Genomic DNA, 25354 nt, shown 5'->3' on the forward strand with positions numbered 1-25354 from the left:
GGCGCACTTTCCACTATGGCCAGGAAATCATTCGCCCTGTTGCGGGGAACGGCTCACGTCGCCGCGCCACTCGCCGGACTCACGGCCCCGGCTCTCGATGAATTCCTTGAACTTGGCGAGGTCGCCCTTGACCTTGCGGTCGATCACGCCCAGTCCCGCACCGACCTTCTCGGTCAACGTGTCAGGGTCGTATTCCATCTGCACGTTCACCCGGGTGGTCTGCTCGTCGATCCGGTGGAACGTGACCACGCCGCCCTGTTTCTGCCCGCCCACGGCCTGCCACGCCACCCGCTCGTCCGGGTGCTGTTCGGTGATCTTGGCGTCGAATTCCCGGTGCACACCACCGATACTGGTCTCCCAGTGGGTCATCGTGTCGGTGACCTGAACCACGCGGTCGACGCCGTCCATGAAGTACGGGAACGACTCGAACTGCGTCCACTGGTTGTACGCGGTCGAGACCGGAACGCGGACGTCGATCGATTCCTGAATGGTAGTCACTCGCAGTGCCTCCACTGTTTTCTCGTCGGTTTTCCGGTCACTGTCTCGATTACCCAGTCGCGGCCTGTTCACACCGGCAGCCGGTTACGGGGTTTCATGGACACATGCGCCTGAGACGTGCCGACCCGGCCGGTCCTGGATTCCGGCGCCGGCGTCGTGGCCGGGGCTGGCAGTACCTGGACGCCGACGGGAACCCGATCAAGGACGCCGGGGTGTGCGACCGGCTGGCCGGGCTGGTGATCCCACCGTCGGTGCGCTGCGGATGCTGGACAGGGGCGTGTTCCGGACCGGCGGGGACGAGTACGCCGAGGAGAACGGTTCCCGTGGGGCAGCGACCCTGCTGCGGCAGGATGTCGTGATCGAACGCGGTGACCTGGTGTTCCACTACCCGGCCAAAGGCGGGATCGACCGGCATCTGCGGATGCGTGACGAGACGCTGACACGGCTGATTCGCGCGCTGCGCAGGGCGAGAACCGACGACGAGCGCTTGCTCGTGTACCGGTCCGGGCGGGACTGGTGTGAGGTGCACGCCGGGGATGTCAACGAACGGTTCAAGGAACTGACTGGGCCGCAGTACACCGCGAAGGACCTGAGAACGTGGAACGCCACAGTGGTCGCGGCGGTCGCCTTCGCCTCAGCCGACCGGCCGGGGTCCAAGACCGGCCGCAAGAAGGTCGAGGTCCAGGTGATGGACAAGGTCGCGGCCCAGTTGGGCAACACCAGAACCGTCGCCCGGAACTCCTATGTGGACCCTCGGGTCGTCAGGGCATACGAAGACGGCCGCACCATCCAGGACGCCTTGGCGAAGGCCGAGGAGCGCGAGCAGATCGAATCGGCCGTGTACGCCCTTCTCACCCGTTGAGGACCTGGACGGCCACAGCGGTCTCCCTGGCGATCTGGAGTTCCTCGCGGGGCTCCACCGCAAGGACCAGGACGGGCGCGTACGGCGACGACAGAATGCTGTCCGTGGTGGGGTTCTGGACCGGCAGGCCGGCCGGAATGCCGAGCCTGCCGAGGTCCTGGCAGACCGCCTGCCGTACTTCCGGCTGGTCCCAGCCGATCTCCCCGGTGAAGACCAGGGCGTCCACGCGTTTGAGGTTGACCGCCATGGCGGCCAGCGCCTGGCTGATCCGGCGCGTGAAGATGTCCATGGCGCAGCGGGCCACGCTGTCGCCGTCGTACGCTGCCTTGACCAGTTCCCGGGTGTCTCCCGAGCGGCCGTCGGACAGACCGAGCAGGCCGGAGCGGTGGTACAGGCCTTCGGCCACGTCCGTGAGCGACGTCCGATCGAGCAACCATAGCAGCAGCCCCGGGTCGACGCTGCCGGAGCGCGTGCTCATCGGGACACCTTCCAGCGGCGTGAAGCCCATCGAAGTGTCCACACTGGAGCCACCTTGCACCGCACAGACCGAGCTGCCGCCGCCGAGGTGGGCCAGGAGCAGGTTGACGGAGTCGGCTGGCCGGTGCAGCAACTGGGCCGCACGCTCGGTCGCCCACGCATAGGACAGGCCGTGAAATCCGTAACGGCGGATACCGAAATCTCGCCGCCATTCCTCCGGAAGAGCGTACTTGGTCGCCAGTTCGGGCATGTCGGAGTGGAAACCGGTGTCAGGGCAGAGCACGTGCGGGACGTCCGGCAGCCGTTCACGGGCCACTTCCAGGAGTTCCAACGTCACCGGGACGTGGGCGGGCGCCAGTTCCGCCGCGATACGGGCCTGGTCGATCACCGACTCGGTCAGCACTGACGGCGACCGGATGTGCGGTCCACCGTGTACGAGTCGATGGCCGACGGCCGCGATAGGTGTGTCGATCTCGCCGAGCAGAGTGTCGAGCGTTTTGGCGGCAGCGGCCTGATCGGCCTTCTCCTCGGTCTTCTCTACCGCCAGGATCTTGTCGCCGTCGGTCTGGACCACGTGCACCTGAAGGCTGGAGGACCCTGGGTTGACTGTGAGCACGACCGTCATGCGGTCCACCGCCATTCACTGATCTCGGGAGGATCGACACCATCGGTCCGCGCCTTGCCAAGCAGCGCGTCACGTTCTGCGACCAAAGCGTCCGCAATGGACGATCCACGGGTTCGCCAGGCCCGGCGGACGGCGTCCGCGGCCAGGTCGTACCGGCTCATGCGGTTGCTGACCAGCAAGTCGAACGGTGTGGTCGTGGTGCCTTCCTCTTGATAGCCGTGCACATGGAACCGGTCTGGCGCACGGCGTCCGTGCAGTACTTCGTGCATCGCCGACGGATAGCCGTGGAACGCCGCCACGACAGGGATTTCTGTGCCGAAGCACCGGGTGAAGGCGTCGATGGCCATGCCGTGTGGATGCCGGTCCGGCGGTGCGAGGGCGAGCAGATCGACGATGTTGACCACGCGCACCCGCAATGCAGGTGCGCGCCTACGCAGAAGCCAGGCCGCGGCAAGGATTTCCATGGTCGGAACGGTGCCCGCACTGGCTAGCACGACCTCAGGTGTGGCGTGGTTGCCCGCCCATTCCCAGACGCCGGCCCCGGCTCGGCAGTGTGCCTCGGCCGCGTCCATGTCAAGCCATTGCGGGTATTCCTGCTTGCTGGTCACCACCAGATTGATCTTGTCGGTGGTCCGCAAGCAGTGCCGCATGGTGTGCAGCAACGTGTTGGCGTCCGGCGGCAGGTAGATCCGGGCCACGGAGGCCTTCTTGGTGAGCAGGTTGTTGATGAACCCCGGGCCCTGGTGGCTGTAGCCGTTGTGTTCCTGGCGCCAGCCTTCGCTGGTCAGCAGGTAGTTCAGGCCGGCCACCGGGATGCGCCAGGACACCTCGCCTGCCATCTTGAGGAACTTCGCGTACTGGTTGACCATCGAGTCCACAATGCAGGCGAAGGCCTCGTAGCACGGGAAGAGCCCGTGCCTGCCGGTGAGCAGGTAGCCCTGCAGGAACCCCTGGCACAGATGCTCCGAGAGCACCTCGATCACGCGGCCGTCCGGCGCGAGATGCTCGGCGTATCCGGTGACCGGCCAGGTGAACGCCCGGTCGGTGACGTCCAGTACGCCGCCGAGCTTGTTGGACTCCAGCTCGTCCGGGCAGACGATCCGGAAATCCCGGCGTTGCTGGGTGGCTCCGAGCAGGTCGGACAGCCAGCCCGCGAGGACGGAGTTCGCGCTCGCGGTCGTCGTGCCCGCGCTACCGACTTCGACGCAGTGCTTGTCGATCGACGGAAGCGGCAGGTCCCGCCGCAGCGCGCCGCCGTTGGCCTGCGGGACGCGGCCCAGGCGCAAGTGTTCCGGCGGCAGGCCGGTCAGCAGGTCCAGCATCGGCCTGCCGTGGGTGTCGAACAGTTCTTCCGGCCGGTATGACCGCAGCCAGGATTCCAGCAGGGCGAGCTGGCCGGGGTCGGAGTGCACACCATCGAGTGGGACCTGGTGCGCGTGGAACGTCCCGGCCAGGGCAGTGCCGTGGGCATCATGGCTCGGCAGACCCCAGCCCTTGGGCGAACGAACGATCAGCATCGGCCGGGCTGTCGTGTCGGCCAGCGCGTTGTCCAGCGTCTGCGCCAGGGCCTCGTCCGGGTCGGCGTGCCGGGCGACGTCCACGATCCGGGGCGACCAGCCGGCGCCCTCGAAGTACGAGGTGAGCTCGGCGTCGCTCATCGAGCCGTAGACCGTCGGCGAGGAGATCTTGTACCCGTTGAGATGCAGGATCGGCAGCACGGTTCCGTCGGTCGCCGGATCCAGGAACTTGTTGGCGTGCCAGCTGCCCGCGGTGGGGCCCGTCTCGGCCTCGCCATCACCGATGATGCAGGCCACGAGCAGTGTCGGGTCGTCCAGTGCCGCTCCGACCGCGGTCGCCAGGGCGTAACCCAGTTCGCCGCCCTCGTGGATGACACCGGGAACCTCGGGGGACAGGTGGCTGGGAAACCCGCCCGGCCAGGAGAACCGCCTGACCAGTTCGGCCATTCCGGTCGCGTCCCGCGACAACGCCGGGTCGTAGGCGGCGTGTGTGCCTTCCAGCCACAGGTTCGCGTGCACGGCGGGAGCGCCATGGCCTGGCCCGGTCACCAGCAGAGTCCGGCGCCCGGTCCGGGCGACGACGCCGTTGAGTCCTGTGTAGACGAACGTGATCCCCGGGCATGTTCCCCAGTGGCCGAGCAGACGGGGTTTGAGGTGCTCGGGCCGCAACGGCTCGCGCAGCAACACGTTGTCCCGCAGGTAGATCATGCACGCGGCGAGGTAGTCGCTCGCGCGCCGGTACCGCTCAGGAGCGGTGGTCACGGGATCCGACGCTGTCCGTTGGCGGGGTTGATGTCCTTGTTGACAGCCTGTAGCTCACCATCCTTGATGGACAGCAGTTCGGTGGTCGCGCCCGCGTCCTCGACAGCCTTCCTGGGCTGCACGAGCTCGACTTCTTCCACGCCGTCGGCGGCGAGCACCGCCACCCGCCGGCCAGTGAGTGTCTTCGTCATAGGTGTCGGCTACCCACACGTGCGTACGCCGACACAGGTTTGACGAATCGGGCATATGCCGATCCTGCGGATATGGACACGGCCTAGGCAAGGGCGTTCCTGACCTTCTCGACCAGGCAGACGCCTGGATCGAGGATCAGGTCACCGGACTTGCGGTCCGCGGCGGCGGGATGGGGTCTGCCAGGCGCGATCTGCTTGGTGTGCAACAACTTCGCGCCGATCTCGCGCCGATCAGCGGCGGGACAGGCCTTTTGCAGGCCAGGCAGCAGAACCGTCTCGGTGTCCTCGATGTGCCTGCGCGTCTCGGTGGTCAGCTTGCTGAGCAACAACTCGAACTGGGCATCGGCGGGTGACATGTTCTGTAACTCGGTCATGGTCTGCTCGGTTTCGGCGTGCTCGGTGAGTCTGGCCTTGACGATCCGTTCGCCGTCGGGCAAGTACTCCCGTACGGCGGGATAGAGGTGCTGCTCCTCGGCCACCGCGTGCGCGACCAGTTCGGTGATCATGTGATCGGCCAGCTGACGCCGGTGTTCCGGGCTTGCCGGGCTGGTTTCCACTTCATGCAGCAGGCCCGCCAGGTCCTGGTGGGCGGCTGCCAGCACACTGCTGAGATCCGTGGTCATGATCTGACACATACCCGCGAGATGTCGTGATAATCCCAAATCACCGTGGTTGCCGCCGTAACGGCCGGGTACACGACAGTCATGGTGACCAACACACGACTGCAGGCGAGGCAGCTCGTCGGTGTGACGCGCCGCAACGACGACGAGAGCATGGTGCTGGAGATGGCCAGGCTCACCGCCGATCGGACGAACGGTGGCCGCGAATCACACCTCATCACGTGTGAGCTCATCGCCGCGCTGTCCCAGATGATGCTCACCGCCGCGGGCCCGGCCGAAGAGCAGGACCGGACCTACGGACTGGAGCTGACCGGAGACGACAACAATGCCCTGGACATCGACCAGACCAGTCCGCCGATCCGGGCCGCGGTGCGTGCGCTGCTGGCCGAGCTGAACGGGCACAGCGAGGAGACCCTGTTCCAGGTCGACCTGGCGTTGCGGGACAACAGCTTCAAAGCCACCATCGAGGTGCTCACGCACGTCGTACTGTGGACGATCGGCATGCTGGAATGGTGTGACACCAACGGGATCCCCCGCCCCCAGTGGCTCGGCGAGCTCGCTTCCACGCGCCGGTCCGACGGGGACCACTGACGCCGGGAGGGATCAGCCTGCCACGGGATCGGCGACCGCGTCCAATGCGGCCGGCACAGTGTCGAAGATCGGCAGCATCGTGAGCAGGCCGGTGATCTCCAACGGCCTGGTGACCGTCGCCCTGGCGGCGACCACGGCCCACTTGAGGTCCTTCTCGGCCATCTGCTGACGGACGTCGACCAGGACGGCCAGGCCGGCCGAGCTGAGGAAGTCGACGCCGTCCATGTCCACCACGAACCGCTGCCGCTGGGCCACCTGCTGCTCCACGGCGCGCTGGAAAAGCGGGGCGGTGGCCAGGTCGACGTCACCGAGCAACCGCACCAACGGAATGCCGCGAGGGTGTGGCTGGACATCGACAGTGAGCAGCTTGCCCGGATGGGCGTCGTCACTGCCAGTGAAGCCATTCGGTGTGTTCACGGAATTCCCTTTCGGTTGCGAAACACGTCAGCGCGGCTGTGTGCTCAACCGTTGTGATACCCCAACCGTACGGGAGCGCGCGAGCGTGACACAACTTGGTGAGAAAGTTGGTTAGAATTTGGCCCCACGGGGTAACCATGGGCCCTTTGCGCGGTATTTGCCCTGGTGAGAGGGGGATTGCCGGATTCGGCTCCAGGGTACCCCGTTCTGGTGAGTGATGCCGAGAATTCTGACCAGGAGCGGCTGGCCCGCAATCTGGGCGAACTGCTGCAGGAGTTACGGGTGGCGCAGGCAGGGGTGCAGATCCTGTTCGGCTTCCTGCTGTCCATCGCGTTCACCGAGCGTTACGCCACGGCGGACGACTACATTCGCACGACCCATTTCATCACCGTGCTCTTCGCCACAGCGGCGACCGCGCTGCTCACCGCGCCCGCATCGTGGCACCGCGTGTTGTTCCGGCATGGCAGGCGAGAGCGAATCATCAGTGTTGCCAACAAACTTGCGGTGAGCGGACTCATCTGTCTTGCCGCCGCGGTCACCGGAACCGTGCTGCTCATCGGTGAGGTCGTGCTCGGCGGCTGGGGCGCCATCGTGACCGCCGTGATCACCGCGGTCGGGTTCAGCATGCTGTGGCTGATCGTTCCGTGGCGTGAGCGCTCTGAGGGCCCTGCGCCGGAACGTACGGACTAGGAGTTCCGCAGCGATGCCAGCAGTTGCCTGGCGATCACAATGAGTTTGGTGTTGGTACGTTGGGACTGGGCGACCAGCTTGTCGAACGCTTCCTCCGCCGTGATCCCGTGCACCGCCATCAGCACGCCTTTGGCCTGTTCGATCTCCGCGCGGGACGCCATCGCTGTGCGCATGTGATCGGCGACGTCGCGCATCTTGAGGTAGCGCTGGGCGTTGGTGATCGTCGCGGATGCCGTGGTGGTCACGAGTCTGAGCAGTGCCTCGTCCAGCCGGTCGAACGAATCCGTCTGGAAGCCGTAGACGTTGAGCGCGCCGATCAGCTGACCGTTCTCCACGCCGGTGAGCGCCAGCGGGGTGGAGAGGTACGCATGCACGCCGTACCGTGCCGCGTCGGCGGCGAACTGCGGCCAGCGCGCGAACGCTTGCTTGCCCGAGACGAGGACCGGCTCCCGGATACGGGCGGCTTCCAGGCACGGACCGTCGCCGGCCTCGTACTGGTTCTTGTCAACGATGACCGCCCATTCGTGTGATGAGGCTGCCGTTTTCGGGTTGAGTCCAGAGTGGACTGTCACGGTCACGCTCACCGCGTCGGCGCCGGTGACGACCTTGAGTGCGGCGTCCACCAGGCGTTGCAGCGAATTGCTCAGCGGTTCCTCGCCGGCCAGCGCGTCCCACATCTGCTCGAGATCCTCGAGCGCCTCAGTGGTCTCGTCGAGGCGGGACGCCCCGGGCAGTTCGTCAGCGGTCACGCCGACATGTCTACACCTGGTGTGGGTCAAGTGGGACGTGGGTATCTCTGCCTTGGAGAGGAGCAGCCGTGCGTGAGTCGATAGTTCACCAGGGCCCGAAGAATCCGCTCGGCACCATCATCGTGCTGGATCCGATTGGGGCGGCCAGTCACGGTGCGTTGCCGGCCACCTGGCGGGAACTCACCGATCGGTGGACGGTGGTGTGGTGCCGCCTGCCGGTCGAGGACTCGGCCTGGCAGCTCGCCGAGTTCCTGCAGGGTGTGACCGGCCCGGTCGATGTCGTGGCCGCGGGCGCGTCCTCAGTCGCGGCGCTGGCGATCGGCGGGCGGCACTGCGAGGTCGTCCGGTCGGTGCTGCTGGTGGACCCGGCCGCGGGCGGCATCCCGGTCGACGGGGCCACCGCGAAGGTCGCCGACGAGATGTGGATGAAGCGGGAAGCGGCCGTGATCGACGCGCTCGCCCTGGAAGGCGTGAACGTGCGGGTGATCGCGCACAGCTTCCAGGGCGACCGGGACCGGCGTGACCCACCGCTTCCGCTGGGCCACCCGGATGTCGTGTCCGTCCTGCGGGCCCAGCTGGTCAGCCAGCACCGCCGGCAACGGACCTAGCCTTGCGTCTGGCCATCTCCGGGCGTTGCAGCCACCACTCGGCGATCAGCAGCGGGATCACCCAGCCCAGCCATGTCGTGGCGCCGGAGATCGAGTAGACCATCAGCTTCAAGTCGCCGTGGAACGTGGTCTCCAGCTGGGGTCCCACCGCGATGCCGAACACGATCGCCCAGAGCCGGTTGGTGATGATCGACATGGTCAGGGCGAAGCTGCGGATCATCCACCTGCGGTGGTCGACGAACCGCCGTTGCCGGGCCATCCGGTACCCGGCGACCGTGAAGAACAGCCAGAGCGGCGCCATCACGATCCCGCTGGCGAAGGCGGCCGGCCCGAACGGCGTGACCATACCGATCGTCAGGGCCAATACCCCGGCCGGCAGGACCCCGCCGAACACGTAGATCCGTCCCATCCTCCGGTGTGCCTGTGGATGGCGCTGGCGGAACCACGGCCAGATCTGGAACACGCACGTGATCATCGCGACGGACGCGAAGAGCACGTGAACGACCAGCAGCGGGTAGTGCCACGCGTAGTCCGGCTGCTGGACACGTGACTGGCTCCGGTCACCAGTCAGGTACGGCGGCACGGAAAACGCGATGAACGCGATGGCCAGCAGGCCGAGCGGCCCTATCCAGGGGCGCTGCCACCACTTCTTCGTGGTGGTCCTGGGTTTCTGCAGTGTCGCTGTCATTGTTGTGATTCCTCCCTGGTGAGGAGGATGCGGGAGCCCGCTTACCGTTCGAGCACCGTTCACTTACCGATCAACGACAGCGCTTGCTCACGGGTCAGCGCGGCACCACGCTCGAACGCGGCCGTGAAGGCGTCCTTGCCGATGACAGCGATGGCCTGATCGGTCACCCGGGTGATGTCAGGGTCGCCGATGAGGGGCATGCCACGGATGGCGATGGCCGCGCCGAGCAGCAGGGCGGCGTGTTCCGCGTTTCCTTCGCGCAGGGCCAGGCTGGCCAGACCGTCGGTGCCGCGTGCGACGAACGGCAGGTGCCGGTGCTCCAGGGCGATGGCGATCGCCTGGTGATAGTGGGCTCCGGCGCTGGAAATGTCCCCCTCGGCCTCGACAAGCCGGGCCAGCGCGATCAGGACGCGCGCCTGGGGACTGCCCAGGCCGAACGGACCTTTGGTGCACGTACTGAGGGCGAGTTCCTGCAGGCGGCGGGCATTGGCCGGGTCGCCGTCGAAACGCGCGATCTCGCCCAGGCCGCTGTAGGCGGCGGCCAACTGGTCCGAGGTGCCGATACGGCGCGCCAACGTGGCCGCGTGTTCGTAGTCCGCGCGGGCGGCGTCGAAGTTGCCTCCACGCACAAGGTTGTCCGCTCGACGGCACAGCAGCGTGACTGTGTCGTCGACCGAGCCGAGCTGGCCGACCAGGTCCATCGCCTCGGTGAGCAGATCCAGGAACGCCTGGTCGTCGCCGCGGGAGTCGGCCAACTGGGCGAGCGTGTCCAGAGTGGTGATCAGGCCCCACCGGTCGCCCACGGCGCGGAAGCCGGCCAGTGCCTTGGCCAGGTCCGCCTGGGCGGCAACGATTTCACCGTCGAACATGTTCAGCATGGCGAAGCCGAGCGTCGCGAACGACTCCGACCAGGTGTCGTCGTCGAGCAGCGGCCGCTGCGGCTCGCCCTTGGGCGGCCCGGTGGCGACCGCCCAGAGGAAAGCACTGTGCGCGCGCCGGATCGCGCCACGAGGCTGGCGCATGATGGATTCGGCGTGCTTGAGGTGGTCGTGCCAGTGCGGGGCGTCGATCTCCGACCAGGCCGCGTGCAGCACGCAGAGGACGTACTCCTCGTCGAGGTCGTCAGGCGGTTGCGTGCCGATCCGGGTCAGCAGTTCGGTCGCGAGGGGCGTGGCCTGGCCGCGTAGTCCACGCAGGTACCAGTAGGGCGATATGGCACCGAACATCTGCAGCGCAAGGGTTGTGTCGTTGCTGACCGCCCAGCGCAGGGCCGCTTGGATGTTGCCGTGGTCGGCATCCAGCCGGCTCAGCCACTCCAGCTGCTCGGCCCGGCGCAGGTGGGGATCAGCGGTCTCCGCCAGTTCGTAGAAGTAGGTCGCGTGCGCGCGCCGCATGTCCTCGGTGAGGTGCTCGGCGCAGAACGCACGGATGGTGTCGAGCATCCGGTAGCGGCCGCCGACGTTCTCCACCAGCGACTTGTCCACGAGACTGGACAGCAGATCAGCCGTGGCGGGCATACCGCACACCTGCTCGGCCGCCGCCAAGGTCGCGCTACCAGCGAAGACAGTCAGCCGGGCGGCGAGCAACTGTTCGTCCGGGTCGAGCAGGTCCCAGCTCCATTCGACGGCCGCCCGCAAAGTCCGATGGCGGGGTGAAGCCGTGCGCGCGCCGCGGGACAACAGCGCGAACCGATCTTCAAGGCGCGCCGCGACCTCGGCGATCTCCAGGGACCGTAGCCGGGCGGCGGCGAGTTCGATCGCCAGCGGCATCCCGTCCAGCGCCTCGCAGATCTGCTTGACCGTTTCAGCGTTTCCCGCGTGGACATGGAAACCGGGGGAGACCGCGGCGGCTCGGTCGGTGAAGAGCCGGACAGCCGCGGGTTCGGGCAACGAAGGCAAGGGGCACAGGTGCTCGCCGGTGATGGCGAGCGCTTCCCGGCTGGTGGCCAGGACTCGTAAGCCGGGGCAGGCGGTCAGCAGGCGGTGAACAAACCCCGCTGCGTGGGCGATCACGTGCTCGCAGTTGTCCATGATCAGCAGCACATGCCGATCGGCCAGGGCGGCAATGACCCGGCTGGTGGTGTCCTGCGTCAGCGTGCCGAACAGGCCCGCGTCGCGGACACCGAGCGCCGAGAGCATCGCCTGCGGGATGTCGGCGCCGTGGCTTACCGCTGCCAGATCGACGAAGTACGTCTCTCGCGCCTGCAGACCGGCCACCTCGATGGCAAGCCGGGTCTTGCCCGCGCCACCCGGGCCGGTCACCGTGACCAGCCGCGAATCCGCCAGCATGGCCACAATCCGGTCAAGCTCGTCGGCCCGGCCGACAAAACTGGTCAGCTGCGCGGGGACATTCGACCGCGGATCCGGTTCACCGCGCAGGACAGCCAGATGAATCGCGGACAGTTCGGCTGACGGATCGGCGCCGAGCTCCTCTTCGAGGGTTCGTCGCGCGTTTTCGAATTCGGCCAGCGCTTCGGCTTGGCGTCCGCCTGCGTACAAAGCGAGCATTAGTTGACCGCGCAGGCGCTCGCGTAATGGGTGTGCTTCGACTTGGGCGCGTAGCTCGGAGATCAATGCGGCGTGCTCACCGAGGGCGAGTTGGGCGTCGAAGAGGTCTTCGGTGGCTGACAGCCTGAGTTCGTTGAGGCGTGCTGATATTGCTTCGGTCAACGGCACATCCGCGAGTACCGGGCCTCGCCACAGGTCGAGCGCTTCTTTCAGCAAGGCTGCGGCTTGCGCGTGGTCGGTCTCGGCGAGGGCCCGTGCGCCTTGCCTTGCCAGATGCTCGAACCGGTGCACATCCACGGCTTCCGGCTCGAGCGCGATCCGGTAGCCCGCCGGATGAAACTCGATCAGATCGGGTGGCAGGCCCCGGCGCAGCCGGGAAACCTGCGACTGCAGCGCACTCATCGCTCCGGCAGGCGGCTGGCTCCCATACATGCCATCCAGCAGGCGCTCGACAGTCACGACACGACCCGCATCAAGAAGCAGCAACGCAAGCAGGGCACGTTGACGCGGCCCACCAAGAGGCAACACTTCACCGTCAGCCGACCGGATCTCGACTGTGCCCAGGATGCCGAACCGCACTAACTCTCCCGCTCCAGCGCCATAATCGTGGCCTTCCACTTGCCGCCCATGATGTCGAGGGCGGCGTCCAGTCCGCAGGTGTAGTTGCGTCTCTTCAGCATGACCCTTCACTTACATTTATGTCTGTACCCGGCAAAATTGTAGGTACTTGATCAAATGTGCGCCAAGCTCCGAAGATCGTTTCATGTCGCTCACCATCATCGGCCTGGGAGCCATGGGCAGCGCCCTGGCCACTGCCTACGTCAACGGCGGACACCACACCACCGTATGGAATCGCAGCGCCGGCAGGGCCGTCCCACCCGGTGCTGTCCAGGCTGCGACCATCGAGGAGGCCGTCGCAGCGAACACCCTGATCATCACATGCCTCACCACCTTCGACGCAACGCTGTCAGTGCTCTCCGACGCGGATCTGGCCGGCCGGACCCTGGTCACGCTGAACACCGGAACCCCGGCCGACGCCGCAAAGTGGCGTCATGGGCCGCCGCCAAAGGTGCGTCGTTCCTAGGCGGCGCGGTCAAGAACGTGCCTGAAGCCGTGGGCAAGCCGGACACATTGCTCTACTACGCAGGCTTCCGTGAAGTCTTCGACACCCACGTGGAGACATTGCGTGTAATGGGCGGCGACACCGTCCACCTTGGCACCGAACCTGATCTCGCATCGTTGTACGAACTCGCTGCCGGCGGGACCCTTTTGCCTGCGCTGCTTGGCTTCTTCCAGGGCGCCGCCCTTGTGACAGCACGCGGACTGGAGGCCCAGACCCTGGTCTCGCACACCGTGAAGTGGCTGCGGATGATCGAGTCCGTACTGCCACAGTTCGCCGCGGAGATCGACTCGGGCGACTACGGCAACCCATCGTCCGCACTGGGCCTGTTCTACGAAGGCATCGCGCACGACCACTCGATTGGGGAAGAAGGCAACATAGACGTGTCCTGGAACGAGCCCATGCACGACCTGCTGCGCCGGGCCGTCGACCAGGGGCACCGTGACCACAGTGTTTCGGCGCTGGTCGAGCTGCTACGGAAGTGATTCGAACTTCTGTTCGAGGTGTGTGTAGTGTGGAGGTATGGGTGCTGGTCTGCAGGGCTCGCTCTTCGACGCCGTGGACGAAGTCGGTCTTGGGCCGCTGTCCGGGATTCGGCGGACTGAGCTGACGCAGGGCGCTTGGGTCGACGTGCTGCCCGGATGGCTGTCCGGGGCGGACACGTTGTTCTCGCGCCTGGTGAGTGCCGTGCCTTGGTATGCCGAGCGTCGTCAGATGTACGACCGGGTCGTGGACGTGCCTCGGCTGCTGTGCTTCTACTCCGAACGGGACGTACTGCCGGATCCTGTGCTGGAACGGGCACGGGTCGCCTTGGGGGAGCACTACGCGCAGGAGTTACGGGAACCGTTCTGCACGGCCGGATTGTGCTACTACCGGGACGGTCGCGACAGTGTCGCCTGGCACGGCGACAGTTTCGGGCGTGGAGCCACCGAGGACACCATGGTCGCCATCTTGTCCATCGGTGCCCCACGCGCACTTCTGTTGCGCCCCAAGGGCGGCGGGGACATCGTCCGGCATTCCCTCGGACACGGCGATCTGCTCGTCATGGGTGGCTCCTGCCAACGCACGTGGGACCATGCCGTGCCCAAGACGAACAAACCCGTTGGGCCTCGGATCAGTATTCAGTTTCGGCCTCATAATGTTCGGTGATGGCCGTTAGCCTGGCTTTTTGCTTCGGTGTATCGAGTTGGCCCTTTCAGGGGTTTCGGCGTCAGTGGTAGCCTTTGTTTTTGGTTAGTGTCGGTGGCTGGGCGCTGTTCGGGGTTTTGCTACAAAGCCGAGCGCCCAACCGTAGACACTGAACCAAAACCCAAAATAGGAGCTGGGCAGAAACCCAGCTCCAAAACACTACGGCCGAACAACCAGAACAGGGCAAGGCGCGAGATGCAGCGCGGTCCGGGTAACGGCGGACAACTGGCCAGGTTCGCTCCCCGGCCCCATCACCAGCAAATCACTCCGGGAGCAAGTCTCCACCGCCTCATGCGGCCTGCTGCGAACCAAGTGCAGACTCGGCGTCAGCGTGGGCACCAGTTTCGCGACCAGAGCGCGGGCCTTCTCGAGCACCTCATTCGGCTCCGCCTTCGAAGGCACTGCGCGGGGACCCGGCAGCGGCCAGGCGTGCACAATTCGCAAGCCATCCCTATACCGCGTTGCGATTTCTGCCGCGCGGCGGATTACTGCGTCGTCGTGGGAGCCGCCGACTGCGGCGGTTACCCAGCCGTGTTCGGCGCGGACTGCGCGGGGCTCGCCTCGGACGATGACTGTGTCGCAGTGGCTGTGGGTGACCAGGGGGAGGACCAGGTGGCCGATGCTCAGGTTGTGGGGGCTGTGCCCGTGGTGACCTAGGACCAGGAGGTCTGTTTCGGTGCTTGCTGTCAGCAGGGTTTGTTCGGGGGAGTCGTCTGATGTGGTGACTGAGGCGTTCAACCAGCGGTAGACGTCGAGTCTTCGGGCGATTGCATGATCATCGCTGGTTTTGGCCGAATAAACCTTCAGGCCGGCGTTCACCAGCCAGGCGTGCCGCAGCGCCCATTCCAGCGCGGCGTCACCCCATGTCGAGCCGTCCGTGCCGATGGTGACACGGGGGCGGTGCCGTTCGGGCGGGTACTCCGCCGAGGCGGCTACCGCGGGCGTTACCGCCGTTGTAGCTGTCATCGAGCCTCCCGATGGCCGGGGTCCACGGTAGTCCTGTGCGAATCCTAGCGATAGGGCCAGATGCGTGGCTCGGCAGCACTTGACCATCCATTATGGACAGCAAGGAATTTCTTGGCCGGTCGTTTGACCGTCCTTCTCGCCGGTAACTCCTCTACGGGAGGCCGACCCGAGGAGGAGCCATGGATCGGCGCCGTCCAAGTGGCGCACCTGCGCAAATCGGGATTTCGGACGTGCAGCGGCTGGAGGCCGGCACCCGGGATCTGCGTGCTCTGGACTACCAGTACGGCGGTGGGAGCTGCCACCGCGCGGTGCTGTCGAGACTGCCCCGCGCGAGAGCGATGCTGGGCGCGACGATGCCTGTGCAGCTGACCCGGCGGCTGGACACCGCCGTCGCGGACCTGCACAACCTGGCTGGGTGGACGTTGTTCGACCATGGTTCGGTTCCCGAGGCGCTGCGGCACTTCGGCTCCGCTTTGGACCTGGCCACCCGCGCCGGGAACAAGGCGATGACGGCGAACATCAGGTATCGGATCGGTCGCGTCCACCTGCACTACAACTCCTCCGGCCGGGCGCTGGCCGAGTTCGAGCTCGGCCGTCAGGCCGCGCAGGCGTCGCCGAACACGCTCGGCACGGCGATTCTGTCCGCGAACGTGGCCTGGGCGTACGCGAAGCTGGGCCGCGCGAAGGAGGCGATCGCCGCGCTCGCGCGGATGCAGGACGAGTTCGCGGCCGCCGACCGTACCGAAGTCCCTGGCTGGGACGCGTTCTTCACCGAGGTCGACGTTGCTGGGATGATCGGGTCTGTCTACACAGACCTCGCGCGGTTCGCCGACCCGGCGTACGCGCGGCGTGCGGTGCCTGCGCTGGAGAGGGCTGTCTCCGGCTATGGCGACGGGATGCTCCGCAGCCGGGCCTTCTGCCTGATCTCCCTGGCGGTGAACCATTTGCTGCTGCAGGACGTCGACCACGCGGTGGACGTCGGCCGGGGCGCGATCCGGCTGGGACGTACCGTACGGTCGGCACGGTTGCGGGATCGGTTGCGCCCCTTGGAGAACGAGGCCCGCCGGTGGAGCGGCGCCGACGATCTGACCGAGGAGATCCGGGCCATGCTGCCCGCCGCCTCATAGCGGGCCGCGGCCTGTCACCGGGGGCGCAGGGCTGCCCAGCTCCGCTCGTCGCCCCAGGTCGACGCGGGGTCCACGTAGGACCGCAGCAGTTCGACGAGTTCGGCGTCGCCGTGGCCGTTGAGCTCGTCGGAGGCGATCCGGCGGGCGACCCCGGCCAGGAAGTCCGCGATCTGCACCCGGGCGTCGTCCCGCGAGTCGGCGAATCGCAGGCCGGTGAGCCTGCCGCCGAGCGTTTGCTTGAGCTGTAACAGGCGTTCCTCGGTGAGCAGGTTCTGCCGGTCGTGCACAACCGCGACCGGATCGCCCTCGGCACTCCAGTGCGCCACGGCTTGCGCGATCGCTGGAATGTGCAGATCCAGCGCGATGAGGCCGGGCTGGGACCGGACCAGGTCGTTGAATGATTTCAGGAACGCAAGCCACCGCCGCGGGCCGAGCGCCTGCCAGCCCGCGCGGTAGAGCGTCCTTGCGTCCAGGCTGGGTGCGGCCAGTTCGGCGAACTTCTCGGTGACGAAAAACGTCTTCTCGACCAGGTGAACCCGGGCATTGCCGTGAATGGGGCCGTGCGGGCTCAGCAGCCAGACGAGCACGGCGCGGTGTTTCTCGCGCAGCAGGTGATTTGCTTTGTATTCCAGGGCGGGGGAGCGGATCCGGCGCCGTAACCGGTGAATGCACTCCTCAGCGGATTCGATGCTCAATCGCACGCTGGCATGGGCGAATACGTCGGTGATCGCGCCGATGAGATTGCCGCCCTCCGAACCGGACTCGTCACAGGCGATTTCGGTCGGCACGACTCAACCCTAGATGCGGAAGCAGGGTGTGCAAGTTAGTATCCGATCGCTACCGAGAGTAATCGGAGGGGTGCGGTGTGGAGTGTGGCTGCGATTCTGGTGAGCGTGCTGCTGACGGCGCCGAGCGACGCCGCTCCGCAACGGCACGTCCTCTATGACGGCGGAAGCAGCTATCCACGCGTGATCCGGTTGGAAAGCGGCCGCGTGCTGGCCAGCATCACCACCAATGACGGCGCCCAGGGCCTCGGCGTGATCATGGCGAGCGAGGACGACGGCCGGACCTTCCGGCAGATCGCCAGGATTCCCGACCCGGCGGCCGCGGGCAGCAAGGGGATCTGCTGTTCCGTGCTGTTCGAACTGCCGTCCCCGGTCGGCGCGCTGCCGAAAGGCACTGTGCTGTGGGCCGGCACCGTCGGCTATCTGGCGATGCATGGCAAACAGACCAAACAGCGGCTCTGGGCCAGCAAGGACCGGGGAACCACCTGGTCGTTCCTGTCGGACATCGCCTCGTCGCCCAACCAGTACAACGCCTGGGAGCCGAGTATGTCGGTCGCCGCCGACGGCCGGCTGGTGGCGTTCTACTCCGACGAGACCGACAAGATCAAGCACGACCAGAAACTCGTCCAGGTCCGGTCGGCGGACGGTCTACAGTGGACCGACTACCGGGAGACCGTGGTCAGCGACGCCTGGAACGTGCGGCCGGGCATGATCAACGCCATCCCGTTGCCCGGCCGGGGCTACTTCATGACCTACGAGGTCTGCAACAACGACAAAGTGCATCTGTGCAGCGCCTACTTCCGGCGTTCGGCCGACGGCTGGAACTACGGCGATCCGCGTGACCTCGGCACAGTCGTCCGGACATCCGACGGCAAGCAGGGGCGGCACACGCCGGTGCCCGCCTGGAGTCCAGGTCCGGGGCCGTCCGGAACGATTCTGTTGATCACCGAGATGCTGGTGCACAGCGGTGGAGCGCTCGCCGCGGGTAACGGTGGCACCATTCTTGCCAACGACAACGGGGGCGACGGTCCGTGGTACGAGATCCCGGCCCCGATCAAGGTGTCCGGTGTGGACAACGAGGGCTGCCGGAACTTCAGTCCCGGCCTGCTGCCCGCGCGCGACGGCCGCTCCGTGCTCGAGGTGACCACCGACTACGACGGGCCGGTCTGCAAGACGTACTACGCCACCGGGCCGCTGGTTCGCTGACATCCGGCCGGTGCATATCCGTTGCCCGGCCGTTGTGCGCGGATACTGTTGTCGGTGACATCCACTTTGTCGTGGACTTGCCATGATGCCCTTTTGGGCTGAAACGCCGCCGGCATGCAAGGCGGTTTGAACCCTCTGGCGCCCTGCTACGTGTGTGCTGTGACGTGGTTGACAAGCCGGGGAGGCACAGCACAATGGCGCAAGGACAGCGACTGAACCCGGCCGCCCGGGACGCGGCCGTCAGGCGGATCACCCTGATCACGACCGGAGTCGTGGCACTCGGCCTGACCGGCACCGTCGGTCTCGGCGTGGCCATCGCCTCCGGGATCCCCGCGAAGCCGGACACCTCGAGCAACGCCGCCTTCGAAGGGGTCGCCGTCGAAGACCAGACGGTGCCCACGACCCAAGCACCCGCCCCGGCAGGCACGGGTGCTGACGCCGGCGTAGCCGTCGTTCCGACTCAGAAGAGCACGCCGACGCAGAAGAAGCAGCCTGCGCCCGCGCCCAAGCCCCGCCCGACCGCCAAGGCTCCACAAACCCAGTCAGGTGGGTCGTGACCGCCAGTGTCCGGTTCGCAGCCATAGGCACGACAGCTCATCTGCTCGTCACTGAGCCCTCCGTGCTGCCGACGGCCGAACCGATGCTCCGCTCCTTCATCGAGGATCTGGACCTGGCGTGCAGCAGGTTCCGGGACGACTCCGCGCTGAGCCTGCTCAACCGCACCGGCAAGGCGACCGATCCGCTGCTGGCCGAAGCGGTCCGGGTGGCCCTGCAGGCGGCCGTGGACAGCGACGGACTGGTCGACCCGGCCCTTGGGACCTACCTGATCACCTTGGGCTACGACCGGACCTTCGCCCAGGTTCCGCGACGCGCACCCGCCACAGTGGACATTGATCCGCCGGTTCGCCAGGCATGGCGCAACATCCGGGTCGACGGCGACACCGTTACCGTGCCAAACGGTGTACAGATCGACCTCGGCGCCACCGCGAAGGCCTGGGCCGCCGACAAAGCCGCCCAGATGATCGCCGACGCCACCGGCGCCGGCGTGCTGGTGAACCTCGGCGGCGACCTCGCGCTCGCCGGGAAGCCGCCCGCCGACGGCTGGAGCGTCCGCGTCACCGCGGACCACACTCTCGCCGACAGCGGCCAGATCGTGTCGATCGACTCCGGCGGCATGGCGACATCGAGCGTGACCGTACGCTCGTGGCGCCGCGGCGACCGGCACCTGCATCACATCCTCGACCCGGCAACGGGTCTTCCCGCATCGCGGATCTGGCGCTACGCCACGGTTTCGGCCGCCACATGCGTCGCCGCGAACACAGCCTCGACCGCCGCGCTCGTGCTCGGCGACCGTGCACCGAACTGGCTCGCCGCGCGCCGGCTCCCGTCGCGCTTGGTGGCAACGGGTGGAGCCGTTACCACTGTGGCCGATTGGCCCGAGGAGACGTCATGACTGTCGCAGCGCCCTTCATCGGAGAAAGCACATACTGGTATCTGGCGCGAGGCAGCGGCATCATCTCGCTGTCGCTGTTCACCATCGCAGTCTCCCTCGGTCTGCTGACCGCGGGCCGGATCAGTACGTCGCGCTGGCCGCGGTTCGTCACCGAGTCGTTGCACCGCAACATATCGCTGGCCTCCGTGGTGTTCCTGCTGGTGCACATCGTCACGATCGTGCTCGACGACTACGTCTCGATCGGCCTGCTGGAAGCGGTGGTCCCGTTCATCGGCACGTACTCACCGCTCTATCTGGGACTGGGCGCGCTCGCCTTCGACGTGATCATCATGCTCGTGGTGACCGGTGTGCTGCGCACGAAAATGTCGTTCAGAATCTGGCGCCTGATCCACTGGATGGCCTACATCGGCTGGCCGGTGGCGGTCATCCACACCATCGGGATCGGTACTGACCAGGCCTGGTCCTTGATCACAGTCGGAATCGGCGTCGCACTCGTGCTCACATGCGGCGGCTACCGCGTCGCCTCGGTGCGGAGGAGGTCGCTGTGAGCGCCCCACAACAACGCTACGACGGCAGGCCTCGGCTGCTTGCCGCTCAGGCCCGCAACCTCGCTGACCATGCACGTGTTCTGGGGCCGTTGCCTGTGAACGTGGCCCCGCAACTGATCGACATGCTCAACGCGTCGGGCCTACGAGGCCGAGGCGGCGGCTGGTTTCCGAGCGGCAAGAAGATGGCTTCCGTCGCCGGTCGCGAAAACCCTTACGTCGTCGTGAACGGCATGGAAAGCGAACCCGCTGCGGGCAAAGACAAATTGTTGCTTCGCCGTGCGCCGCATCTTGTGCTGGACGGCGCCGAGCTTGCTGCCCTTGCCATTGGCGCCGATTGCATCACAGTCGCTGTGCATCGCGGGACAGGCGTTGCCGGTGAAATGCTGACGGCGATCGCTGATCGTAAGGCTGCCGGCTGGGGTCAGGTCGAGATCAATGTGACCGAACCGCCTAGTTGGTACGTTTCCAGCGAATCCACTGCTGTAGCGGCGTTCGTCGGCGGCGACGAAGGTCGGCCGAAAGCGGATTCCGCCCGGGTTTCCGGCGTGGCCGGGCGGCCGACGCTGGTTTCCAATGTGGAGACATTCGCGCACATCGGGATGATCGCGCGATATGGCCCTTCTTGGTTCCGGCAGGCGGGAACTGGGGAGGCTCCCGGCACGGCGCTGTTCACCGTGAGTGGGGCTGTGCGGAATGTCGGTGTATATGAGCTTCCGACTGGCGTGACCGGCGAGACTGTTCTGCGGGTTGCCGGCGGCCTGCGCGAGCCGATTTCCGCGCTTCTTGTTGGCGGATATGGCGGTTCGTGGATCGCCCCGGATCAGTTGCGGCGGCCTTTCAGCCCGGAAGGCTTGTCTCCGGTTGGGGCTTCCATCGGTGCTGGGATCGTTGTCGCTCTGCCCGCTCGTAGTTGTGGTCTGGTCGAGACTCTGCGGGTGGCGGACTGGATGTCTGCGCAGACCGCCAAGCAGTGTGGTCCTTGCTTCAAGGGGCTCCCTGCGATTGCCGATGACTTCGCCATGATCGCGCGTGACGGATCGCGCGAAGCCTACGAGCGGCTTCGATTCCGGCTCGGCGTGATCAATGGGCGCGGTGCTTGCGCTCACCCCGATGGGGTCGTCAAGTTCGTGGATTCCGCTTTGAAGGTGTTCGCGCTCGACGTGCGACGCCACCTTTCCGGACAACGCTGCTCACCCGGGCCGCGCGTCCTCCCCCTACCCGCACTCCCGGACGAAAGCGAGGGCTGGCGATGAGCGAGCAACTGAAAGTCGACATGATCGCCTGTGACGGGCACGGAGTCTGCGCCGAACTCGTTCCCGAACTGATCGGGCTGGACGAATGGGGCTATCCAATCCTCGCCAACGCCCCAGTTCCCCGCGAGCTGCACAAGCACGCCAAGAAGGCCGTCTCATTGTGCCCCAAGCTGGCACTGACTCTGGCCAAATCTCGGGCTTGAATTTCTTGGTGTTCGGCTGAGCGCCCTCGCGGTTTTGCTTGGTTGGGTCCTGTTCGGGTTTTTGCTTTAGTTTCCTGGTTAGGTCCCAGCGTTCTAGGCCCCGCGCAGCCCCGACTCATCCTTCAGACTTCAGCCTCAGACCGTCAGCGTTTCTCAGGAATTTCCGCCCCTATATAAGAGAGCAGCCCCCGCCACTCCTGGGGGGCGTCCCTGTTCCAGTCTATCGGGGGAGCCGTCAGGAAAAAGGGAGTCCAACCCGATCGGCTGCCTCTCGCCAAACGTCCCGATTGCCGCGAGGCTCGTAGCGGGCGAAAGCGGGGCTGGCCTGAGCCTCGACTCCCGCGGCTCGAGCCTGCACCAGGATGTTCCCGAGAGCGCTGGCCTCGACTGGGCCGGCCAGTACTGGGATTCCGCAGGCGTCGGCTGTCAACTGACAGAGGAGCTTGTTGCGGGCGCCGCCGCCGACTAGGTGGACGACCTCGGTTTCGTGGTTGGCGAGGCGGGCGGCTGTTCCGAGCGCGGAGGCGTGGCCCAGGGCGAGCGATTCGATGATGCTGCGAACGAAAGCTGATTCCCGTCGGGGTGGCTCCTGTCCGGTGCTGCGGCAGGCGGTGACGATTCGGGCGGGGATGTCGCCGGGCGCTAGAAACACTGTGTCGTCCGGATTGAACACGGCCTTCAATGCGGGCTCGTCTTCGGCGGCGCGGAGCAGGGGAGCGAGATCTGCTCCCCAGGTTCGCGCTGACTCGTTGAGCAGCCACAACCCCATTGTGTTGTGCAGGAAGCGGACTGTTCCGTCTACTCCGGACTCGTTGGTGAAGTTCGCGAGCCGGGCTTCTTGGGTCAGGACTGGTGCGGGAAGCTCCAGGCCTACCAAAGACCAAGTGCCGCAAGAGATGTAGCCGAAATTTGGGGAGGACACCGGAAGTGCCGCCACTGCTGAGGCGGTATCATGGGAAGCGACCGAGACGACCTGGGTTGAGCCGAAGAGTCCACAGTGGTCTCCGGGTTGACGCAGCGGGGGCAGCAGTGAGGAGGGGAGATCCAGTCGCGACATGATCTCTGGGGACCACTGGCGGGTTGTGGCGTCGAGTAGCCCGGTTGTCGACGCGTTGGTGACCTCGGCTCCCATTGTTCCGGTCAGCCAGTAGGTGATCAGGTCTGGCAGGAGCAGCATCCTGTGATCCGCGAGGCGGTCTTGGGGTTCGGCCATCAGTTGGTAGATCGTGGTGAACGGCAGGTGTTGCAGGCCGCAGATCTCGTAGAGGTCCTCATCGGAGATCAGTTTTCGTACCTGGTCCGGGATTCTTTCCGTCCTTGGGTCTCGGTAGGAGCGGACGTCTCCGTCGAGCTGGCCCGACGGGCCTATCAGGCCGTAGTCGATCGCCCAGGAGTCGACGCCGATGGAGATCGGGTTTGCCGGGGCCGCGTCACGCAGGCCCGCCAGTATTTCGTGGTGGATCTCGGTGACGTTCCAGTTCAGGCCTCCGTCCGGCCTCGGCCTGGGGCCGGTGGGGAAGCGGCGCAGCTCTGTCAGGGACACCGCTGCGGCTGTGACCTGGCCGAGCATGACTCGGCCGCTGCTGGCGCCCAGGTCCACCGCCACGAATGCCGTCATCGGAGGAAGGCCGCGGCGACGCCGGCGTCGACGGGGATGTGCAGGCCTGTGGTGTGCGAGAGGTCGCCTGCGGTCAGGGCGAAGACCGCGTTGGCCACGTGCTCGGGGAGCACTTCGGTCTTCAGCAGGGTCCGCTGGGCGTAGAACTCTCCCAGCTTTTCCTCCGGCACGCCGTAGACCTCGGCTCGTTGGGCGCCCCAGCCTGAGGAGAAGATGCCGGAGCCACGCACGACTCCGTCCGGGTTGATGCCGTTGACCCTGATCCGGTACGCGCCAAGCTCCGCGGCCAGCAGCCGGACCTGGTGGGCCTGGTCGGCCTTGGTGGCGCTGTAGGCGATGTTGTTGGGACCGGCGAAAACCGCGTTCTTGCTGGCGATGTACACGATGTCGCCACCGAGGTCCTGGGTGATCATCACACGGGCGGCCTCGCGGGACACCAGGAACGAGCCACGGGCCATCACGTCGTGCTGCCGGTCCCAGTCCGCTGCCGTTGTCTCCAACAGGGGTTTCGACACCGACAAGCCGGCGTTGTTCACGATCAGGTCCACGCCGCCGTACGCCAGGCAGGCCTCCGCGATTGCCTCCGCGACCGCCTCCTCTGAGGTCACGTCGACTGTCACGGGGGTTCCGCCGATGGCTGAGGCGACCTCGGCGGCGGACTGTGCGTCCCGATCCGCGACGACGACGCACGCGCCCTCGGCGGCGAGGCGGTGGGCGATGGCCTTGCCGATGCCGGAGCCGCCGCCGGTGACCAGGGCGATCCTGGTGGCCAGCGGTTTGGGCGCGGGCATCCGGCGCAGTTTGGCCTCTTCCAGCTCCCAGTACTCGATCCGGAACTTCTCCGACTCGTCGATGGGGGTGTAGCGCGACACGGACTCGGCTCCGCGCATCACGTTGATCGCGTTGACGTAGAACTCGCCCGCCACTCGCGCGGTCTGCTTGTCCCGCCCGAAGCTGAACATGCCCACGCCGGGCACGAGGATGATCGCGGGATCGGCTCCGCGCATCGGCGGCGAGTCCGCGGTCGCGTGCCGGGAGTAGTACGCCGCGTAGTCCGCTCGGTAAGTCTCGTGCAGCGCCGAAACGCGTGCGATCACGTCATCCAGGGGCGAGACCGCCGGGAGATCGACCACGAGCGGCGCGACCTTGGTGCGCAGGAAATGGTCCGGGCACGACGTGCCCAGCACCGCCAGCCGCGGGTGCTCGGACCTGGACAGGAAGTCCAAGACCTCCGGACTGTCGGTGAAGTGCCCGATCTGGCGGGAATCGGTGGACGCCAGACGCCGCAAAGTGGGGAACAGCGCCGCCGCACGCGCCCTGCGGTCCTCCTCCGGCAACGGTTCGAATCCCTCGACGACCGGCCCGAACGGCTCGGGTTTGCCGTGCTCGGCGAGGTACTGCTCGGCCGTGCGGATGATCTCCAGAGAGTTGGCCTCGCACTCCGCGCTGGTCGAACCCCAGGCCGTGATCCCATGACCGCCGAGGACACACCCGATCGCCGCGGGGTTGCCTGCCTTGATCGCGGCGATGTCCAGGCCGAGCTGGAAGCCCGGCCGGCGCCACGGCACCCACGCCACCCGGTCGCCGAAGATCTTGCGGGTCAGGTCCTCGCCGTCGGCCGCGGTCGCCACCGCGATCCCGGAGTCGGGGTGCAGATGGTCCACATGGGACGCGTCCACCAGCCCGTGCATGGCCGTGTCGATACTTGGCGCTGCGCCACCGTGACCATGCAGACAGTAGTCGAACGCGGCGACCATCTCGTCCTCGCGGTCGGCGCCCGGATACACGTTCACCAAGGCGTGCAAGCGATCGAGCCGCAGCACCGCCAGCCCGGCGGCGGTCAGCGTGCCGAGGTCGCCACCGGAACCCTTGACCCACATCAGGTCCACTTCGTCACCGGTTGCCGGGTCGGTCGCCGTCGCCTTGGCCGAGACGTTGCCGCCGGCGTAGTTGGTGTTCCGGCGATCGGCACCCAGGGTGTGTGCCCGGGCCAGTAGCTCTTCCACGTCAGGCTCCCCATCCGGCGCAACGGTGTCCGGTACGCATGCAGTGTCGGATGCACAATGAAACGTTTCACTACGCTAT

The 25354-nt window shown here is 66.5% G+C and carries 27 protein-coding genes and 1 pseudogene; 15 read left to right on the forward strand and 13 right to left on the reverse strand.

Annotated elements, in window-relative coordinates; translation table 11 throughout:
- Positions 1 to 27: 27 nt before the first annotated feature.
- A complete protein-coding gene (locus JOF56_RS30520) occupies positions 28 to 498 on the reverse strand; it encodes an SRPBCC family protein (protein ID WP_209642920.1) in 471 nt (156 codons plus the stop codon).
- 104 nt (positions 499 to 602) lie between these two features.
- Here JOF56_RS30520 and JOF56_RS60805 point away from each other — a divergent pair.
- Positions 603 to 710, forward strand: a pseudogene (locus JOF56_RS60805) (DNA topoisomerase IB); the annotation flags it as partial.
- Positions 711 to 712: 2 nt separating this feature from the next.
- A complete protein-coding gene (locus JOF56_RS30525; RefSeq protein ID WP_307855327.1) occupies positions 713 to 1360 on the forward strand; it encodes a hypothetical protein in 648 nt (215 codons plus the stop codon).
- Here JOF56_RS30525 and JOF56_RS30530 read toward each other — a convergent pair.
- From JOF56_RS30530 to JOF56_RS30545, 4 genes are all read right to left on the reverse strand, one after another.
- Positions 1350 to 2462 (reverse strand): acetate/propionate family kinase, encoded by a 1113-nt coding sequence (locus JOF56_RS30530; RefSeq protein WP_209642921.1) that lies wholly within the window; start codon positions 2460 to 2462, stop codon positions 1350 to 1352. The genes JOF56_RS30525 and JOF56_RS30530 overlap by 11 nt on opposite strands.
- Positions 2459 to 4741 carry a phosphoketolase family protein gene (locus JOF56_RS30535; RefSeq protein WP_209642922.1) on the reverse strand — a complete coding sequence of 761 codons (2283 nt, stop codon included), beginning with the start codon at positions 4739 to 4741 and terminating at the stop codon, positions 2459 to 2461. Before JOF56_RS30535 ends, JOF56_RS30530 begins: the two co-directional genes overlap by 4 nt.
- Positions 4738 to 4932, reverse strand: a complete 195-nt coding sequence (locus JOF56_RS30540; protein ID WP_209642923.1) for a type 1 glutamine amidotransferase family protein — start codon at positions 4930 to 4932, stop codon at positions 4738 to 4740. The genes JOF56_RS30535 and JOF56_RS30540 overlap by 4 nt, the downstream gene beginning before the upstream one ends.
- A gap of 83 nt (positions 4933 to 5015) precedes the next feature.
- Positions 5016 to 5555, reverse strand: coding sequence for a hemerythrin domain-containing protein (locus JOF56_RS30545; protein ID WP_209642924.1), 540 nt, complete (start codon positions 5553 to 5555; stop codon positions 5016 to 5018).
- Positions 5556 to 5639: 84 nt separating this feature from the next.
- On the opposite strand from JOF56_RS30545, the gene JOF56_RS30550 reads away from it, so the two are divergent.
- Positions 5640 to 6143 carry a hypothetical protein gene (locus JOF56_RS30550; protein WP_209642925.1) on the forward strand — a complete coding sequence of 168 codons (504 nt, stop codon included), beginning with the start codon at positions 5640 to 5642 and terminating at the stop codon, positions 6141 to 6143.
- 12 nt (positions 6144 to 6155) lie between these two features.
- Here JOF56_RS30550 and JOF56_RS30555 read toward each other — a convergent pair whose 3' ends face one another.
- On the reverse strand, positions 6156 to 6560 hold the full coding sequence (locus JOF56_RS30555) for an STAS domain-containing protein (RefSeq protein WP_209642926.1): 405 nt from the start codon (positions 6558 to 6560) through the stop codon (positions 6156 to 6158).
- A gap of 210 nt (positions 6561 to 6770) precedes the next feature.
- On the opposite strand from JOF56_RS30555, the gene JOF56_RS30560 reads away from it, so the two are divergent.
- On the forward strand, positions 6771 to 7250 hold the full coding sequence (locus JOF56_RS30560; protein WP_209642927.1) for a DUF6328 family protein: 480 nt from the start codon (positions 6771 to 6773) through the stop codon (positions 7248 to 7250).
- Here the strand turns inward: JOF56_RS30560 and JOF56_RS30565 are convergent.
- Positions 7247 to 7999, reverse strand: coding sequence for an ANTAR domain-containing protein (locus JOF56_RS30565; protein WP_307855328.1), 753 nt, complete (start codon positions 7997 to 7999; stop codon positions 7247 to 7249). The two genes, JOF56_RS30560 and JOF56_RS30565, sit on opposite strands and share 4 nt — an antisense overlap.
- 68 nt (positions 8000 to 8067) lie before the next feature.
- On the opposite strand from JOF56_RS30565, the gene JOF56_RS30570 reads away from it, so the two are divergent.
- Positions 8068 to 8607 carry a hypothetical protein gene (locus tag JOF56_RS30570; RefSeq protein WP_209642928.1) on the forward strand — a complete coding sequence of 180 codons (540 nt, stop codon included), beginning with the start codon at positions 8068 to 8070 and terminating at the stop codon, positions 8605 to 8607.
- Here the strand turns inward: JOF56_RS30570 and JOF56_RS30575 are convergent.
- A complete protein-coding gene (locus JOF56_RS30575; RefSeq protein WP_209642929.1) occupies positions 8579 to 9295 on the reverse strand; it encodes a DUF2306 domain-containing protein in 717 nt (238 codons plus the stop codon). The two genes, JOF56_RS30570 and JOF56_RS30575, sit on opposite strands and share 29 nt — an antisense overlap.
- Before the next feature lie 59 nt (positions 9296 to 9354).
- Positions 9355 to 12381, reverse strand: a complete 3027-nt coding sequence (locus JOF56_RS30580) for an ATP-binding protein (protein WP_209642930.1) — start codon at positions 12379 to 12381, stop codon at positions 9355 to 9357.
- A gap of 184 nt (positions 12382 to 12565) precedes the next feature.
- On the opposite strand from JOF56_RS30580, the gene JOF56_RS58350 reads away from it, so the two are divergent.
- The 3 genes from JOF56_RS58350 to JOF56_RS30590 are packed head-to-tail and all read left to right on the forward strand — an operon-like array spanning position 12566 to position 14071.
- The gene (locus JOF56_RS58350; RefSeq protein WP_245378461.1) at positions 12566 to 12886 is read left to right on the forward strand and encodes an NAD(P)-binding domain-containing protein; all 321 of its coding nucleotides are present in this window, start codon (positions 12566 to 12568) and stop codon (positions 12884 to 12886) included.
- Between the two features lie 17 nt (positions 12887 to 12903).
- Positions 12904 to 13407: an imine reductase family protein gene (locus JOF56_RS58355; protein ID WP_245378462.1), complete on the forward strand. Its 504-nt coding sequence runs from the start codon at positions 12904 to 12906 to the stop codon at positions 13405 to 13407.
- 37 nt (positions 13408 to 13444) lie between these two features.
- Complete coding sequence (locus JOF56_RS30590) at positions 13445 to 14071, forward strand: alpha-ketoglutarate-dependent dioxygenase AlkB (protein WP_209642931.1); 627 nt, start codon at positions 13445 to 13447, stop codon at positions 14069 to 14071.
- A gap of 198 nt (positions 14072 to 14269) precedes the next feature.
- Here JOF56_RS30590 and JOF56_RS30595 read toward each other — a convergent pair whose 3' ends face one another.
- Positions 14270 to 15076, reverse strand: coding sequence for a universal stress protein (locus JOF56_RS30595; RefSeq protein WP_209642932.1), 807 nt, complete (start codon positions 15074 to 15076; stop codon positions 14270 to 14272).
- A 179-nt stretch (positions 15077 to 15255) separates the two neighbouring features.
- Here JOF56_RS30595 and JOF56_RS30600 point away from each other — a divergent pair, with 179 nt between their 5' ends.
- Positions 15256 to 16203 (forward strand): NsdA family TPR-like regulatory protein, encoded by a 948-nt coding sequence (locus tag JOF56_RS30600; RefSeq protein ID WP_209642933.1) that lies wholly within the window; start codon positions 15256 to 15258, stop codon positions 16201 to 16203.
- Between the two features lie 14 nt (positions 16204 to 16217).
- Here the strand turns inward: JOF56_RS30600 and JOF56_RS30605 are convergent, their stop codons facing one another.
- Positions 16218 to 16991: a DUF3800 domain-containing protein gene (locus JOF56_RS30605; protein WP_209642934.1), complete on the reverse strand. Its 774-nt coding sequence runs from the start codon at positions 16989 to 16991 to the stop codon at positions 16218 to 16220.
- Positions 16992 to 17075: 84 nt separating this feature from the next.
- On the opposite strand from JOF56_RS30605, the gene JOF56_RS30610 reads away from it, so the two are divergent.
- The 6 genes from JOF56_RS30610 to JOF56_RS30635 all read left to right on the forward strand — a co-directional run bounded on the left by JOF56_RS30610 (position 17076) and on the right by JOF56_RS30635 (position 21651).
- On the forward strand, positions 17076 to 18194 hold the full coding sequence (locus tag JOF56_RS30610; protein ID WP_209642935.1) for a sialidase family protein: 1119 nt from the start codon (positions 17076 to 17078) through the stop codon (positions 18192 to 18194).
- Between the two features lie 194 nt (positions 18195 to 18388).
- Positions 18389 to 18751, forward strand: a complete 363-nt coding sequence (locus JOF56_RS30615) for a hypothetical protein (protein ID WP_209642936.1) — start codon at positions 18389 to 18391, stop codon at positions 18749 to 18751.
- Positions 18748 to 19647: an FAD:protein FMN transferase gene (locus tag JOF56_RS30620; protein WP_209642937.1), complete on the forward strand. Its 900-nt coding sequence runs from the start codon at positions 18748 to 18750 to the stop codon at positions 19645 to 19647. Before JOF56_RS30615 ends, JOF56_RS30620 begins: the two co-directional genes overlap by 4 nt.
- Positions 19644 to 20195: a ferric reductase-like transmembrane domain-containing protein gene (locus tag JOF56_RS30625; RefSeq protein WP_209642938.1), complete on the forward strand. Its 552-nt coding sequence runs from the start codon at positions 19644 to 19646 to the stop codon at positions 20193 to 20195. Before JOF56_RS30620 ends, JOF56_RS30625 begins: the two co-directional genes overlap by 4 nt.
- Positions 20192 to 21448, forward strand: coding sequence for an NADH-ubiquinone oxidoreductase-F iron-sulfur binding region domain-containing protein (locus JOF56_RS30630; protein ID WP_209642939.1), 1257 nt, complete (start codon positions 20192 to 20194; stop codon positions 21446 to 21448). Before JOF56_RS30625 ends, JOF56_RS30630 begins: the two co-directional genes overlap by 4 nt.
- The gene (locus tag JOF56_RS30635) at positions 21445 to 21651 is read left to right on the forward strand and encodes a ferredoxin (RefSeq protein WP_209642940.1); all 207 of its coding nucleotides are present in this window, start codon (positions 21445 to 21447) and stop codon (positions 21649 to 21651) included. Before JOF56_RS30630 ends, JOF56_RS30635 begins: the two co-directional genes overlap by 4 nt.
- Positions 21652 to 21886: 235 nt before the next feature.
- On the opposite strand, the gene JOF56_RS30640 is transcribed toward JOF56_RS30635, so the two are convergent.
- Positions 21887 to 23269, reverse strand: coding sequence for a rhamnulokinase (locus JOF56_RS30640; protein WP_209642941.1), 1383 nt, complete (start codon positions 23267 to 23269; stop codon positions 21887 to 21889).
- Positions 23266 to 25275, reverse strand: coding sequence for a bifunctional aldolase/short-chain dehydrogenase (locus tag JOF56_RS30645; RefSeq protein WP_209642942.1), 2010 nt, complete (start codon positions 25273 to 25275; stop codon positions 23266 to 23268). Before JOF56_RS30645 ends, JOF56_RS30640 begins: the two co-directional genes overlap by 4 nt.
- Positions 25276 to 25354: the final 79 nt, after the last annotated feature.

The organism is Kibdelosporangium banguiense, assembly GCF_017876405.1.
Lineage (GTDB): Bacteria > Actinomycetota > Actinomycetes > Mycobacteriales > Pseudonocardiaceae > Kibdelosporangium > Kibdelosporangium banguiense.